Source organism: Pseudomonas sp. TH31 (genome assembly GCF_016650815.1).
Taxonomy (GTDB): domain Bacteria; phylum Pseudomonadota; class Gammaproteobacteria; order Pseudomonadales; family Pseudomonadaceae; genus Aquipseudomonas.
In genome coordinates this window covers 98,049-112,244 of record NZ_JAEKEZ010000030.1, presented here as the reverse complement: position 1 = coordinate 112,244, position 14,196 = coordinate 98,049, and the positions used below count along the sequence as shown (strand labels likewise).

Annotated in this window: 13 protein-coding genes and 2 pseudogenes; 8 read left to right on the top strand and 7 right to left on the bottom strand. The window is 61.3% G+C overall.

From position 1 onward, the window contains the following. The first annotated feature begins 32 nt into the window (after positions 1 to 32). From tag to JFV26_RS24440, 3 genes are all read left to right on the top strand, one after another. The gene (tag, locus tag JFV26_RS24450; RefSeq protein ID WP_201196034.1) at positions 33 to 590 is read left to right on the top strand and encodes a DNA-3-methyladenine glycosylase I; all 558 of its coding nucleotides are present in this window, start codon (positions 33 to 35) and stop codon (positions 588 to 590) included. 40 nt (positions 591 to 630) lie between these two features. Beyond that, on the top strand, positions 631 to 1,518 hold the full coding sequence (locus JFV26_RS24445) for a lysophospholipid acyltransferase (RefSeq protein ID WP_201196032.1): 888 nt from the start codon (positions 631 to 633) through the stop codon (positions 1,516 to 1,518). Between the two features lie 106 nt (positions 1,519 to 1,624). Then, on the top strand, positions 1,625 to 1,864 hold the full coding sequence (locus tag JFV26_RS24440) for a PilZ domain-containing protein (RefSeq protein ID WP_201196030.1): 240 nt from the start codon (positions 1,625 to 1,627) through the stop codon (positions 1,862 to 1,864). Here JFV26_RS24440 and JFV26_RS24435 read toward each other — a convergent pair whose 3' ends face one another. The 5 genes from JFV26_RS24435 to def all read right to left on the bottom strand — a co-directional run bounded on the left by JFV26_RS24435 (position 1,865) and on the right by def (position 6,515). Further along, positions 1,865 to 2,179, bottom strand: coding sequence for a tetratricopeptide repeat protein (locus JFV26_RS24435; protein WP_201196029.1), 315 nt, complete (start codon positions 2,177 to 2,179; stop codon positions 1,865 to 1,867). It lies immediately after the preceding gene. A 110-nt stretch (positions 2,180 to 2,289) separates the two neighbouring features. Next, positions 2,290 to 3,663 carry a Trk system potassium transporter TrkA gene (trkA, locus tag JFV26_RS24430; RefSeq protein ID WP_201196028.1) on the bottom strand — a complete coding sequence of 458 codons (1,374 nt, stop codon included), beginning with the start codon at positions 3,661 to 3,663 and terminating at the stop codon, positions 2,290 to 2,292. 23 nt (positions 3,664 to 3,686) lie between these two features. After that, on the bottom strand, positions 3,687 to 4,997 hold the full coding sequence (rsmB, locus tag JFV26_RS24425) for a 16S rRNA (cytosine(967)-C(5))-methyltransferase RsmB (protein WP_201196027.1): 1,311 nt from the start codon (positions 4,995 to 4,997) through the stop codon (positions 3,687 to 3,689). After that, the gene (gene fmt, locus JFV26_RS24420; RefSeq protein WP_201196026.1) at positions 4,994 to 5,953 is read right to left on the bottom strand and encodes a methionyl-tRNA formyltransferase; all 960 of its coding nucleotides are present in this window, start codon (positions 5,951 to 5,953) and stop codon (positions 4,994 to 4,996) included. The genes rsmB and fmt overlap by 4 nt, the downstream gene beginning before the upstream one ends. A 55-nt stretch (positions 5,954 to 6,008) precedes the next feature. Continuing rightward, positions 6,009 to 6,515, bottom strand: coding sequence for a peptide deformylase (gene def, locus JFV26_RS24415; RefSeq protein WP_201196025.1), 507 nt, complete (start codon positions 6,513 to 6,515; stop codon positions 6,009 to 6,011). A gap of 167 nt (positions 6,516 to 6,682) precedes the next feature. On the opposite strand from def, the gene JFV26_RS24410 reads away from it, so the two are divergent. From JFV26_RS24410 to JFV26_RS24400, 3 genes and pseudogenes are all read left to right on the top strand, one after another. Continuing rightward, positions 6,683 to 7,708 (top strand): LysM peptidoglycan-binding domain-containing protein, encoded by a 1,026-nt coding sequence (locus tag JFV26_RS24410; protein WP_201196023.1) that lies wholly within the window; start codon positions 6,683 to 6,685, stop codon positions 7,706 to 7,708. A gap of 79 nt (positions 7,709 to 7,787) precedes the next feature. Then, positions 7,788 to 8,887: pseudogene (gene dprA / locus JFV26_RS24405) on the top strand (DNA-processing protein DprA). Positions 8,888 to 8,942: 55 nt separating this feature from the next. After that, positions 8,943 to 9,500 (top strand): L-threonylcarbamoyladenylate synthase, encoded by a 558-nt coding sequence (locus JFV26_RS24400; protein WP_201196021.1) that lies wholly within the window; start codon positions 8,943 to 8,945, stop codon positions 9,498 to 9,500. Positions 9,501 to 9,589: 89 nt separating this feature from the next. Here the strand turns inward: JFV26_RS24400 and JFV26_RS24395 are convergent, their stop codons facing one another. Further along, positions 9,590 to 10,567: an NADPH:quinone reductase gene (locus tag JFV26_RS24395; protein WP_201196020.1), complete on the bottom strand. Its 978-nt coding sequence runs from the start codon at positions 10,565 to 10,567 to the stop codon at positions 9,590 to 9,592. A gap of 157 nt (positions 10,568 to 10,724) precedes the next feature. On the opposite strand from JFV26_RS24395, the gene hemF reads away from it, so the two are divergent. Both hemF and aroE read left to right on the top strand, forming a co-directional pair. Continuing rightward, entirely contained in the window at positions 10,725 to 11,639 is a 915-nt protein-coding gene (gene hemF / locus JFV26_RS24390) for an oxygen-dependent coproporphyrinogen oxidase (protein ID WP_201196018.1), read from the top strand. A gap of 11 nt (positions 11,640 to 11,650) precedes the next feature. Further along, the gene (aroE, locus tag JFV26_RS24385) at positions 11,651 to 12,472 is read left to right on the top strand and encodes a shikimate dehydrogenase (RefSeq protein ID WP_201196016.1); all 822 of its coding nucleotides are present in this window, start codon (positions 11,651 to 11,653) and stop codon (positions 12,470 to 12,472) included. A gap of 92 nt (positions 12,473 to 12,564) precedes the next feature. Here aroE and JFV26_RS24380 read toward each other — a convergent pair. Continuing rightward, positions 12,565 to 14,132, bottom strand: a pseudogene (locus JFV26_RS24380) (SulP family inorganic anion transporter). Positions 14,133 to 14,196: the final 64 nt, after the last annotated feature.

Here is a 14,196-nt window from a genome sequence, read left to right as displayed (position 1 = left end):
GATTCGTTGCTGCGCACGCCCCCTGGAGCCTTATGCCACGCTGCTTTTGGTGTTCCGAAGATCCGCTGTACATGGCTTATCACGATCAGGAGTGGGGCACGCCGCTACGCGATGCGCAGGGATTGTTCGAGTTGCTTTTGCTCGAAGGGTTCCAGGCCGGCCTCTCATGGATCACCGTGCTGCGCAAACGCGAGCGTTATCGCCAGGTGTTATTCGGCTTCGACGTGCAGCGTGTGGCGCAGATGAGCGATGCGCAAATCAATGAATTGATGCTTGACCCAGGCATCATTCGCAATCGCCTGAAACTCAACGCGGCCCGGCGCAATGCCCAGGCCTGGCTGGCGCTGGAGGATCCGGTGGGGTTTCTCTGGTCGTTTGTCGGTGGTACTGCGAAGGTCAATCATTTCAAGGATCGCAGCCAGGTGCCGGCCGTGACACCGGTCGCCGTGGAGATGAGCAAAGGCCTGAAAAAGGCTGGGTTCACGTTCGTCGGCCCGACCATTTGTTACGCGCTGATGCAGGCCTCGGGCATGGTCATGGACCACACTCAGGATTGCGATCGCTACGCGACGCTGGCGAACGGCGGTTAGAATGGCCGCCTCGCACACAGCACAAGATCAGGAGTGACCTGTGGATAAGTTTAAAGGCGCCTTGCTGGTAGGCGCTCTGCGGCTGTTTGCCCTGCTTCCGTGGCGGGCAGTGCAGGCGGTGGGCTCGGCCATTGGCTGGGTGATGTGGAAAACCCCCAACCGTTCCCGCGACGTGGTGCGGATCAACCTGGCCAAGTGCTTTCCGCAGATGGACCCGGCCGAACGTGAGCGTCTGGTCGGCCGGAGCCTCAGCGACATCGGCAAGTCCCTGACCGAAAGCGCCTGTGCCTGGATCTGGCCGGCCCAGCGTTCCATCGACCTGGTGCGCGAAGTCGAAGGCCTCGACGTATTGAAGGACGCCCTCGCCTCCGGCAAAGGCGTCGTCGGCATCACCAGCCACCTGGGCAACTGGGAAGTGTTGAACCACTTCTATTGCAGCCAGTGCAAACCGATCATTTTCTATCGTCCGCCAAAGTTGAAGGCGGTAGACGATTTGCTGCGCAAGCAACGGGTTCAATTGGGCAACCGAGTAGCCGCTTCCACCAAGGAAGGCATCCTCAGCGTCATCAAGGAAGTGCGCAAAGGTGGTGCAGTGGGCATCCCCGCTGACCCGGAACCGGCTGAATCCGCCGGAATCTTCGTGCCGTTCTTTGCCACCCAGGCACTGACCAGCAAGTTCGTGCCGAACATGCTCGCCGGTGGCAAAGCGGTCGGCGTGTTCCTGCATGCCCTGCGGCTGCCGGACGGTTCAGGCTACAAAGTGATCCTCGAAGCCGCACCGCAAGCCATGTACAGCACGGATACCGAGACGTCCTGCGCCGCCATGAGCAAAGTCGTCGAACGCTATGTCGGGGCGTATCCGAGCCAGTACATGTGGAGCATGAAGCGCTTCAAGAAGCGTCCACCCGGCGAAGAACGCTGGTACTGACGTTAATGGCACGATCTGTGGATAACTCGTAGGCGCTGCCGAAGGCTGCGATCTTTTGATCTTGCTCCACGGCTTATCCACAAACAGTTCAATCAAGGGCGCAGAGATGTCCGACCACCGCAAATCATTTCGCATCAAGATCAGTCACGAAAGCTTCGGCGAGTGCCTGGGGCAAACCCGTAACCTCTCGACGACGGGGGTCTACGTCAAGCACCCGACCCTGTCGGTATTGCCCAAAGGCACGCTGGTCTTCGGCCAGGTACAAGACTTGCCCACAGGCGCGCCGCGAGTGCGCATGGAAGTGGTGCTGGTGGATGCCGAAGGGATTGGCCTGCGCTATCTCTGATCAGAGAGCCTGACGCTCGAGCTTCTTCAGAAACACCGTCATTTCCTTCTCTGCCTGCTTGTCGCCATGGGCGCGGGCGGCTTCCAGGCCTTGCTCCCACGCCTGACGTGCAGCCGCAAAATCTGCCAGCGCCAAGTGCGCCTTGCCCAACAGCTTCCAGGCCGCCGAATACTTCGGATCGAACCCGACGCAACGCTGGAAATGCTCCGCTGCCTTGGCGTTTTCCCCAAGATCCAGATAACCCTTGCCCAGGCCGAAGCGCAGCAAGGAGTTATCCACACCCTTGGCGAGCATTTTTTCCAGGGATTCGATCATGGGTGGATTCCTTTAGCGCTGAAGTGAGGATCAAAAGATCGCAGCCTTCGGCAGCTCCTACGCCGATCTGTGTAGGAGCTGCCGAAGGCTGCGATCTTGGCGATTTTGGATCAGAAAAAGCTCAACCCCACATGAAACAGCTTCTCCACATCCCGAATATGCTTCTTATCCACAAGGAACAGAATCACATGGTCGCCGGTTTCGATCACCGTATCGTCGTGGGCGATGATCACTTCTTCATCACGAATAATCGCGCCAATCGTGGTGCCCGGCGGCAACCCGATATTCTCGATCGCCTTGCCAATCACCTTGCTCGACTTCGCATCGCCATGGGCAATCGCCTCGATGGCTTCCGCCGCGCCTCGGCGCAGTGAGTGCACGCTGACGATATCGCCACGGCGCACGTGAGCCAGCAAGGTGCCAATGGTCGCCAGCTGCGGGCTGATGGCGATGTCGATGTCGCCGCCCTGGATCAAATCAACGTAGGCCGGGTTGTTGATGATCGTCATCACCTTCTTCGCGCCGAGCCGCTTGGCCAGCAACGACGACATGATGTTGGCTTCGTCATCGTTGGTCAGGGCCAGGAAGATGTCGGCGTCGGCAATGTTCTCTTCCAGCAGCAAGTCGCGGTCCGAAGCGCTGCCCTGCAACACCACGGTGCTGTCGAGGGTGTCCGAGAGGTGGCGGCAGCGTGCCGGGTTCATCTCGATGATCTTCACCTGATAACGGCTTTCGATGGCTTCGGCCAGTCGTTCGCCGATTTGCCCGCCGCCAGCAATGACAATGCGTTTGTAGCTTTCATCGAGGCGGCGCATTTCGCTCATCACCGCACGAATGTTCGCCTTCGCGGCGATGAAAAACACTTCGTCGTCGGCCTCGATCACCGTATCGCCCTGCGGCAGGATCGGCCGGTCGCGCCGAAAAATCGCCGCTACGCGGGTTTCGACGTTTGGCATGTGTTCGCGCAACTGCCGCAGTTGCTGACCCACCAACGGCCCGCCGTAATAGGCCTTCACCGCCACCAGTTGCGCCTTGCCTTCGGCGAAGTCGATTACCTGCAAGGCACCGGGGTGTTCGATCAGGCGCTTGATGTAGTTGGTGACCACTTGCTCCGGGCTGATCAGCACGTCCACCGGGATCGCGTCGTTGTTGAACAGCCCGCCGCGCGTGAGGTACGCGGCTTCGCGGACCCGGGCGATCTTGGTCGGGGTGTGGAACAGGGTGTGGGCGACCTGGCAGGCGACCATGTTGGTCTCGTCGCTGTTGGTCACCGCCACCAGCATGTCGGCGTCGTCGGCGCCGGCCTGGCGCAGCACGGTCGGGAACGAGGCGCGGCCCTGCACGGTGCGGATGTCCAGCCGATCGCCGAGGTCGCGCAGGCGTTCGCCGTCGGTGTCGACCACGGTGATGTCGTTGGCTTCACTGGCCAAGTGTTCCGCCAGCGAACCGCCGACCTGCCCGGCGCCGAGGATGATGATCTTCATCCAGTCACTCCCTTGAAATCCGGTTAACCGCGCGCTGCGGCAATCTTGATCAGCTTGGCGTAGTAGAACCCGTCGTGGCCACCCTGCTGGGCCAGCAATTGGCGACCATGAGGCTGCTTGATCCCGGCCGTGGTGGCGAGGTCCAGCTCACGGGCGCCCGGCGTGCGAGCGAGGAAGGCTTCGATGACTTCGGTGTTCTCGGTCGGCAGCGTCGAGCAGGTGGCGTAAAGCAGAATCCCGCCGACTTCCAGCGCTATCCACATGGCGTCGAGCAGTTCGCCCTGAAGCACCGCCAACGCAACGATGTCGTCGGGTTGGCGCGTCAGTTTGATGTCCGGGTGACGACGGATCACGCCAGTGGCCGAGCATGGCGCGTCCAACAGGATGCGCTGGAACGGCTTGCCGTCCCACCAGGTCGCGGTGTCGCGGCCGTCGGCGGCGATCAGTTCGGCGCTCAGGCCCAGGCGCGCGAGGTTTTCCCGCACCCGCACCAGACGCTTGGCTTCCAGGTCCACGGCGACGACGCCGGCCAGGGCTGGCTCGGCTTCCAGGATGTGACAAGTCTTGCCACCCGGCGCGCAGCAGGCGTCGAGCACCCGTTGGCCCGGCGCCAGGTCCAGCAAGTCGGCGGTCAGTTGTGCCGCTTCGTCTTGCACGCTGATCCAGCCCTCGGCGAAACCCGGCAGGCTGCGCACGTCGGCGGCGGCTTCGAGGATGATGCCATCGCGGCTGTAAACGCACGGCGTGGCGGCGATGCCCGCGTCAGTCAGCAAGCCGAGGTAGGCGTCACGAGAATGATGGCGACGGTTGACCCGCAAGATCATTGGCGGGTGGGCGTTGTTCGCTGCGCAGATGGCTTCCCACTGTTCCGGCCAGAAGGCTTTCAGGGATTTTTGCAGCCAGCGCGGGTGGGCGGTGCGCACCACCGGATCGTGTTCCAGCTCCGCCAGCAGCGCTTCGCTTTCCCGTTGGGCGCGGCGCAGCACGGCGTTGAGCAAGGCCTTGGCCCAGGGTTTTTTTAGCTTTTCGGCGCAACCGACGGTTTCGCCGATGGCTGCGTGGGCCGGGACGCGGGTGTAGAGCAGTTGATAGAGGCCGACCAGCAATAATGCCTCGACATCGGCATCAGCAGCTTTGAACGGCTTCTGCAGCAATTTGGCCGCCAGCGCCGACAGACGCGGCTGCCAGCGCGCAGTGCCGAACGCCAGGTCCTGGGTGAAGCCGCGGTCGCGGTCTTCGACCTTGTCCATTTGCGTCGGCAGGGAACTGTTGAGTGAGGCTTTTCCGTTAAGAACAGCGGCAAGTGCCTTGGCGGCGGCCAGACGCGGGTTCATTGAGCATCCGCCACGTGACCGAGCACGGTGCCGACGGCGAATTTCTCGCGCCGGCTGTTGAAGAAGTCACTGAAGTTCAGCGCCTTGCCGCCGGGCAATTGCAGACGAGTCAGGCACAGCGCCTGCTCACCGCAAGCGACGATCAAGCCGTCCTTGCTGGCGCCAAGGATTTCCCCCGGTGCGCCCTGCCCTTCGGCGAGGCTTGCGGCCAGCACTTTCAGCGCTTCGCCATTTAGCGTGCTGTGGGTGATCGGCCAAGGGTTGAAGGCGCGGACCAGGCGTTCCAGCTCAACGGCCGGACGGCTCCAGACGATGCGTGCTTCGTCTTTGTTCAGTTTGTGAGCATAGGTGGCGAGGCTGTCGTCCTGAACTTCGCCTTCCAGCGTTCCAGCAGCGAGGCCGGCAATCGCTTGAACGACGGCGGGTGGGCCCATTTCGGCCAGTCGATCATGGAGGCTGCCACCGGTGTCTTCCGCGGTGATCGGCGTGGTGACTTTCAACAGCATCGGGCCGGTGTCGAGGCCCAGCTCCATGCGCATCACGGTCACGCCGCTTTCGCTGTCGCCTGCTTCAACGGCGCGCTGGATCGGCGCCGCACCACGCCAGCGTGGCAGCAAGGAGGCGTGGCTATTGATGCAACCCAGGCGTGGAATATCCAGCACCACTTGCGGCAGGATCAGGCCGTAGGCGACCACCACCAGCAAATCCGGCTTCAATGCGGCCAGTTCAGCCTGGGCGTCTTCGTTGCGCAAGGTCGGCGGTTGCAGCACCGGGATGTTGTTTTCCAGAGCCAACTGCTTGACCGGGCTCGGCATCAGCTTTTGCCCTCGACCCGCCGGACGGTCCGGTTGGGTGTAGACCGCGATGATCTCGTAAGGGCTGGCGAGCAGGGCCTTGAGGTGTTCAGCGGCGAATTCCGGGGTGCCGGCAAAGACGATGCGCAGTGGCTCAGTCATGAAGAAGGTCTCGCAAAGAAAAAGGCTTGCCGCAGCAAGCCTTTGAAAGGGGGCATCAAGCGTTCTGGCGATGGAGCTTTTCCAGTTTCTTCTTGATTCGGTCGCGTTTAAGGCTGGACAGGTAGTCGACGAACAACTTGCCGTTGAGGTGGTCGCATTCGTGCTGGACACACACGGCGAGCAAGCCTTCGGCGATCAGTTCGTAAGGCTGGCCGTCGCGGTCCAGGGCCTTGATCTTGATCTTCTGCGGGCGATCGACGTTTTCGTAGAAACCCGGCACCGAGAGGCAGCCTTCCTGATACTGCTCCATCTCATCCGTCAGGGTTTCGAACTCGGGGTTGATGAACACCCGTGGTTCGCTGCGGTCTTCGGAGAGGTCCATCACGACGATACGTTTGTGCACGTTGACCTGGGTCGCGGCGAGGCCGATGCCTGGCGCTTCATACATTGTTTCAAACATGTCATCGACCAACTGACGCACTTCGTCGTCCACTACGGCCACAGGTTTGGCGATAGTGCGCAGGCGCGAGTCGGGAAATTCGAGGATGTCTAAAATGGCCATAAGCTTATTTGCTGCACATGTGAGGTAAAGTCGGGTCGATGGCCTGGCGGGTCCGAAGATGCAGGCTACCGTTGTAAAACGTAGCTCCCTTCTTCGAGAAGAGCCAGGAGCGAGCCACGGGGGCTCTGGCGTTTTACGCGAACGCACATAATAAAGGGATTCACCGCATGAGGAAATCACTACTCGCCTTGCTCCTTCTGGCCTCGGCCGGTTTGGCGCACGGGCAAGTGCAACTCAAGGAAGGTTTTCCGCAGCAATACACGGTGGTACGGGGGGACACACTTTGGGACATTTCCGGGAAATTCCTGCGTGAGCCGTGGAAATGGCCCGAGCTGTGGCAGGTCAACCCGCAGATCCAAAACCCCAATCTCATCTATCCGGGCGATTTGCTGACGCTGACCTATGTCGATGGCCAGCCACGCCTGACCCTCAATCGCGGCGAGTCCCGCGGCACCATCAAACTGTCGCCACGCATCCGCAGCAGCCCGGTGGCCGACGCGATCCCAAGCATTCCGCTGCAATCGATCAATAGTTTTCTGCTGAGCAACCGCATCGTCGACAAGGTCGAGGACTTCGACAAGGCGCCGTACATCGTCGCCGGCGATGCCGAACGGGTGCTCAGCGGCACCGGTGACCGGATCTTCGCTCGCGGGCATTTCGACCCGAACCAACCGGTGTACGGCATCTTCCGTCAGGGCAAGGTGTACACCGATCCGCAGAGCAAGGAGTTCCTGGGGATCAACGCCGACGACATCGGTGGCGGCGAAATTATCGCGACCGAAGGCGACGTCGCCACTCTGGCGCTGCAACGCACCACCCAGGAAGTGCGCCTCGGCGACCGCTTGTTCACCGGCGAGGAACGGGCGATCAACTCGACCTTCATGCCCAGTGCACCCAAAAGCGAAATCAACGGCTTGATTATCGATGTACCCCGCGGCGTCACGCAGATTGGCGCGATGGACGTGGTCACACTGAACAAGGGGCAACGGGACGGTCTGGCCGAAGGCAACGTGTTGGTGGTGATGAAAACCGGCGAAACCGTGCGTGATCGCGTGACGGGCCAGCCGCTGAAAATTCCCGATGAGCGCGCCGGTTTGCTGATGGTTTTCCGCACCTACGACAAACTCAGTTACGGTTTGGTCCTTAATGCATCGCGCTCTCTGGCAGTGATGGATAAGGTGCGAAATCCTTAGCCTGCTCCACAAGTTACCAACAGAGTTATCCACAGCTTATTCCCGTTTGAACGGGGTTCATAACGATCAAGGATGATCCATGTCACTCTCTGCTATTACGCCGGTTTCCCCTGCGGAACTGGAGGCTCGTTTACGCCTGCACCGCTTGCCCGAACTCGGACCTGCGCGATTTAAAAACTGCTGGAAGCCTTTGGCTCTGCCTCAAAAGCCATCAGCGCACCCGCCAGTGCCTGGCGTTCGCTGGGCGTGCCGCTGGTGTGTGCGCAGGCCCGGCGCAGCCATGAAATCCGCGACGGCGCCAGCCATGCATTGGCCTGGCTAGAGCGTCCGGGCCAGCATTTGCTGATGTGGGACCAGCCTGAGTACCCGGCGTTGCTGGCGCAAATCAGCGATGCGCCGCCGCTGTTATTTGTCGCCGGGGATCCGGGCATTCTGGAAAAACCGCAACTGGCGATGGTCGGCAGTCGCCGCGCGTCGCGGCCAGGGATGGACACGGCGGCTGCGTTTTCCCGCAGCCTGGCTGGTGCCGGATTCGTCATCACCAGCGGTCTGGCTCTGGGTATCGATGCCGCTGCGCACCAGGCGGCATTGGACGTTGGCGGGCAAACGGTAGGTGTGCTTGGCACGGGTCTTGAAAAGTTTTATCCACAGCGCAATCGTTGGCTGGCCGATGCCATGATTGCCTCCGGTAGTGCGGTGCTTTCGGAGTTCCCGCTGGACGCCAGCCCCACTGCCAGCAACTTCCCCCGGCGCAACCGGATCATCAGTGGTTTATCCCTCGGCGTGCTGGTGGTCGAGGCCAGGGTCGCCAGTGGTTCGTTGATTACCGCCAGGCTTGCGGCGGAACAGGGTCGCGAGGTGTATGCGATTCCGGGTTCGATCCACCACCCCGGCGCCAAGGGCTGCCATCAACTGATCCGCGACGGTGCGATGCTGGTGGAAACCATCGAGCACATCCTCGAAGCCCTGCGTGGCTGGCAACAGTTGCCGTTATCCATGGCCGCTGCGTCGACGACGCATCCATTGCTTATGTTGCTCCACGCGGCGCCCCATACCAGTGAGGCGTTGGCTCACAGCAGCGGCTGGGCCTTGCCGAAAGTGCTGGCGGCATTGACGGAGCTGGAAATGGATGGCCGGGCGGTGTGCGAAAGCGGACGCTGGTTTGCGCGGGTGAGCTAGGTTTTATAAGGAAGATCGGTAAACTGCGCAGAGCCTTATTCCGGAGAGTCTTTTCATGGTCAACAGTTGGCGTGTGCAGCAAGCCGCACAAGCAATTCGCGCAGGAGCGGTGATTGCCTACCCAACCGAAGCTGTCTGGGGCCTGGGTTGTGACCCGTGGGACGAAGAGGCGGTGGATCGTCTGTTGATGATCAAGGGCCGGGCGGTAGATAAAGGCCTGATCCTGGTGGCCGACAACATTCGCCAGTTCGACTTCCTGTTCGAAGACTTTCCGGAACTGTGGATGGACCGCATGGCCAGCACCTGGCCGGGGCCGAACACCTGGCTGGTGCCGCACCAGAATCTGTTGCCGCAATGGATTACCGGCGTGCATGAAACGGTAGCGCTGCGGGTCAGCGATCACCCGTTGGTGCGGGATTTGTGTGCAGTGGTCGGACCACTGGTATCGACGTCCGCTAACCCCCAGGGCCGGCCGGCGGCGCGCACGCGGATTCGCATCGAGCAGTATTTCCGTGGGCAGCTTGATCTGGTGATGGGCGGGAATCTGGGTGGGCGCAAGAATCCGAGTGTGATTCGTGATGTGGCGACCGGGCACGTGGTGCGCCCGGATTAAGACCGCGTCATCGTTCTTCGCGGGCAAGCCTTGCTCCTACAGGGTTTAGGTGATCCTTGTAGGAGCGAGGCTTGCCCGCGAAGAGGCCCTCAAGGCAACAAAACAGTCGAGCCAGTGGTGCGCCGCGCCGACAACTCGGTCTGCGCCTTCGCCGCTTCCGCCAATGGATACTTCTGGCTAACCTCCACCTTCAACTTCCCGCTGATGATCATCTCGAACAATTCATCTGCCATGCGTTGCAGGTTTTCGGCATTGTTGGCGTAGCTCGCCAGGGTTGGCCGGGTCACGTACAGCGAACCTTTCGCCGATAGAATCCCCAGGTTCACCCCGTCCACCGCGCCCGACGCATTGCCGAAACTTACCACCAGACCCCGAGGCGACACGCTATCAAGGGACGTCAGCCAGGTGTCCTTGCCCACGCCGTCGTACACCACCGGGACTTTTTTCCCGTCAGTCAATTCCAGTACCCGTTGTGCGACGTTTTCGTGGCTGTAGTCGATGGTCGCCCAGGCACCGTTGGCCTTGGCCAGGGCCGCTTTCTCCGGTGAGCTGACCGTACCGATCAGCTTCACGCCCAGTGCCTTGGCCCACTGGCAGGCCAGCGTACCGACACCGCCGGCAGCCGCATGGAACAGGATGGTTTCGCCACCCTTGAGTTCATAAGTCTGACGCAACAGGTATTGCACGGTGAGGCCCTTGAGCATCACACCGGCGGCCTGTTCGAAGCTGATGGCATCGGGTAGATGCACCAGATTGGCTTGGGGCAAGACGTGAACCTGGCTGTAGGCGCCCAATGGGCCGCTGCCATAAGCGACGCGATCACCCACTTTGAAGCGAGTGACTTCGCTGCCGACGGCGTCGACCACGCCCGCGCCTTCCGAGCCCAGGCCCGATGGCAATACCGGCGGCGGATAGAGGCCACTGCGGAAATAGGTGTCGATGAAGTTCAGACCGATAGCCTTGTTGGTCACGCGCACTTGCTGCGGGCCGGGTTCGGCAGGTTCGTAATCGACATATTCGAGCACCTCGGGGCCGCCATGGGTGCGGAACTGGATACGCTTTGCCATCAGAACTCTCCTTAGGTCGCTTTGCGAAGCTCCCTATCGGACTCCTAACCATGATCTTCGTCAACTGCGGTGGAACAAGGTGCGGTGTTATCCTACGCAGCAATTTGCCGCCGGCCATTCGTGCGCCGCGTAGCTTTGCCCGATTCAAGGTGATGACATGACGACCCGCACCGAGGCCGTAAAAGCCTACCTGCTCGACCTGCAAGACCGCATTTGCGCCGCTCTGGAAACCGAGGACGGCGGCACACGCTTCGTCGAAGACGCCTGGACCCGGCCTGCCGGCGGTGGCGGTCGGACCCGAGTGATCGAAAACGGCGCAGTCATCGAAAAGGGTGGCGTCAACTTTTCCCATGTCTTTGGCAGCGGTCTCCCTCCGTCCGCCAGCGCCCATCGGCCGGAACTGGCAGGGCGTGGCTTCGAAGCGCTGGGCGTGTCCCTGGTGATTCACCCGCACAACCCGCATGTGCCCACTTCCCATGCCAACGTGCGCTTTTTCATCGCTGAAAAAGAAGGTGAAGAGCCGGTCTGGTGGTTCGGCGGCGGCTTCGACCTGACCCCTTACTACGGCAATGAAGAAGACTGCGTGCATTGGCACCGTATCGCCGAACAGGCCTGCGCGCCGTTCGGGCCGGACGTCTACCCGCGCTACAAGGCCTGGTGCGACAGCTATTTCCACATCAAGCATCGCCATGAACCTCGGGGCATCGGCGGCCTGTTTTTCGATGACTTGAACGAGTGGGACTTCGACACCAGTTTCGCCTTCATGCGTGCCATCGGTGACGCGTTCATCGACGCGTACCTGCCGATTGTGCAGCGCCGCAAAAATGATGCGTTCACCGCCAAACAGCGTGAGTTCCAGGAAATCCGCCGGGGTCGTTATGTCGAGTTCAACCTGGTCTACGACCGCGGTACGTTGTTCGGTCTGCAATCGGGTGGTCGTACCGAATCGATCCTGATGTCCCTGCCGCCGCAAGTGCGCTGGGGCTATGACTGGAAAGCCGAGCCGGGCAGCGAAGAAGCGCGCCTGACCGAGTACTTCCTGCAAGACCGCGATTGGTTGGCCAAGGCCTGAGAGGAATCCTGATGGATCGTTACGTCGTATTCGGTAACCCGATTGGCCACAGCAAGTCGCCACTGATCCATCGCTTGTTCGCTGAGCAAACCGCTCAGCAATTGGACTACAGCACTTCGTTGGCGCCGCTCGACGATTTTTCCGGGTTTGCCCAGGCATTTTTCCTTCACGGTCGTGGGGCGAATGTCACCGTGCCGTTCAAGGAAGACGCCTATCGTCTGGCCGACAGCCTGACAGGGCGCGCGCAGCGAGCCGGGGCGGTGAACACTTTGAGCAAACTGGCTGACGGCAGCCTGTTGGGCGACAACACCGATGGTGCCGGGCTGGTGCGCGACCTGACAGTCAACGCCGGTTTCAGCCTCAAGGGCAAACGCATCCTGTTGCTGGGTGCCGGCGGTGCGGTGCGCGGGGCGTTGGAACCATTGCTGGCCGAACAACCGGCGTCGGTGATCATCGCCAATCGCACAGTGGAAAAAGCCGAGCTGCTGGCGGAGTTGTTTGCCGACTTGGGGCCGGTGTCCGCCAGTGGTTTTGACTGGTTGCGCGAGCCGGTGGACCTGATCATCAACGCGACGTCGGCCAGTCTGTCGGGTGATGTACCGCCGATTGCCAGCAGCCTGATCGAACCGGGCAAGACCGTGTGCTACGACATGATGTACGGCAAGGAACCGACCTCGTTCTGCCGCTGGGCCAGTGAACACGGCGCGGCGGTGGCGATGGATGGGTTGGGGATGCTGGCCGAGCAGGCGGCGGAAGCCTTCTACCTGTGGCGCGGCGTGCGGCCGGATACGGCGCCGGTACTGGCTGAACTGCGTCGTCAGCTAGCTCTATAAGATCAAAAGATCGCAGCCTTCGGCAGCTCCTACACAGGATCGGCGTTCACCTTGTAGGAGCTGCCGAAGGCTGCGATCTTTTATGGCTTCACTCAATCTTCGAAACGAATCGGGCATTTCTCGGCGCCTTCCAGCTTCCTCAACTCCTCCACCACCGGCGGCCGCGCGCCGCGCAAGGTCAGGCTACGGTCTTGCTTGAGCAACCGCCGTGCTTCCTGGTGCAGCATTTCCACACCCGAATAGTCGATGAAGTTGATGTGCTGCGCTTCGATCACCACCTTCGCGCCGTGCATCCGTTGCAGGCGCACTTGCAGGTAATGGCTGGCGCCAAAGAAGATCGAGCCGCCGACCCGCAGGATGTCTTCATCGCCCTCGCGCCAGTGCTGCACCCGTGGTTGCGAAGTGCGCTTGAGGTAGAAGAACAGCGACGCCAGCACCCCGGCGTAGATCGCCGTCTGCAATTCCAGCAGCAACGTGGCGACACAGGTCAGGGCCATGACCACGAATTCGGCACGGCTGACCCGCAGCAACGCGCGAATGCCGCGATGGTCCACCAACCCCCAGGCGATCAACAGAATGCTGCCGGCCATGGCCGGGATCGGAATGTGTGCGATCAACCCGGCGCCGAAGATCGCGAACAGCGCCACCCACAACGCCGAGAACACCCCGGCCAGTGGCGAGCAGGCGCCGGCCTCGTAGCTCAGCCCCGAACGGGTGAAGGACCCGGCTGACAGCGAGCCGGAAAAAACGCTCCGACGATGTTTGATAAACCCTGGGCGCGGACTTCCTGGTTGGCGTCGAGCAACTGCTGCGAACGGGCCGACAAGGAGCGGGCAATCGACAGACTCGTCACCAATCCAAGCATGCCCACGGCGACGGCACTCGGCAGCAGGCGCAGCACCAGTTCCAGATCCAGCGGCAACGAACTGAAGGGCGGCAAGCGTCCGACAAATTCGCTGACCAATTTCACATGGCCGAACATCGCCGGCCAGAGCCACACCAGCACACCGCTCAGGATCAGGGTGATCAATAGCGTCGGCCAACGGGGCAGCAACAGTTTCAAGACAATCCCGACAACGACCGTGGCAAGACCTAGCACCAGCGAAGGTTTATCCACAGCCCCGAGGTGCGTGATCAAGGTCACCAGGCTGTTGAGCGCCGTGGCCTGGTTGGGCAAGTCCAGCCCGAGCAGGTTCGGCATCTGTCCAATGGCGATCACCACGGCCGCACCGAGGGTAAAACCCAGTACCACCGAGTGCGAGACAAAATTCACCAGCGCGCCGAAACGCAGCATCCCCAATAGCCACTGAAAAATGCCGGCCAGGAGCGTAAGCAGCAGGATCAGCGTGATGTAGTCCTGTGACGCGGGCACGGCCAGAGGACTGACGCTGGCGTATAGGACGATGGAAATCGCTGCTGTAGGACCGCAGATCAAGTGCCAGGACGACCCCCACAAGCAGGCGATCAGCACCGGGATGATCGCGGCGTACAAGCCGTATTCCGGTGGGAGACCGGCGATCAGCGCGTAGGCAATGGATTGCGGCAACGCGAGAATCGCACCGCTGAGGCCGACGATCAGGTCGCGACTGACGCTGGCGCGGGTCTGCCGTGGCAGCCAACTGAGAAACGGGAAGAGTGAATGGCGGCTGGGGAAGGCCATGGGTCCTCTCGGGTGGGAGTTTGCGCAAGGGTAACAGGACAGCGACGAGCGTTCCTTCTGTAGG

Coding starts and splice junctions, on each gene's coding strand:
- fmt (WP_201196026.1), bottom strand. CDS start 5,953: ATGACTGAGCCACTGCGCATCGTCTTTGCCGGCACCCCGGAATTCGCC.
- rsmB (WP_201196027.1), bottom strand. CDS start 4,997: ATGAACCCGCGTCTGGCCGCCGCCAAGGCACTTGCCGCTGTTCTTAAC.
- JFV26_RS24410 (WP_201196023.1), top strand. CDS start 6,683: ATGAGGAAATCACTACTCGCCTTGCTCCTTCTGGCCTCGGCCGGTTTG.
- trkA (WP_201196028.1), bottom strand. CDS start 3,663: ATGAAGATCATCATCCTCGGCGCCGGGCAGGTCGGCGGTTCGCTGGCG.
- aroE (WP_201196016.1), top strand. CDS start 11,651: ATGGATCGTTACGTCGTATTCGGTAACCCGATTGGCCACAGCAAGTCG.
- JFV26_RS24395 (WP_201196020.1), bottom strand. CDS start 10,567: ATGGCAAAGCGTATCCAGTTCCGCACCCATGGCGGCCCCGAGGTGCTC.
- JFV26_RS24400 (WP_201196021.1), top strand. CDS start 8,943: ATGGTCAACAGTTGGCGTGTGCAGCAAGCCGCACAAGCAATTCGCGCA.
- JFV26_RS24440 (WP_201196030.1), top strand. CDS start 1,625: ATGTCCGACCACCGCAAATCATTTCGCATCAAGATCAGTCACGAAAGC.
- tag (WP_201196034.1), top strand. CDS start 33: ATGCCACGCTGCTTTTGGTGTTCCGAAGATCCGCTGTACATGGCTTAT.
- hemF (WP_201196018.1), top strand. CDS start 10,725: ATGACGACCCGCACCGAGGCCGTAAAAGCCTACCTGCTCGACCTGCAA.
- def (WP_201196025.1), bottom strand. CDS start 6,515: ATGGCCATTTTAGACATCCTCGAATTTCCCGACTCGCGCCTGCGCACT.
- JFV26_RS24435 (WP_201196029.1), bottom strand. CDS start 2,179: ATGATCGAATCCCTGGAAAAAATGCTCGCCAAGGGTGTGGATAACTCC.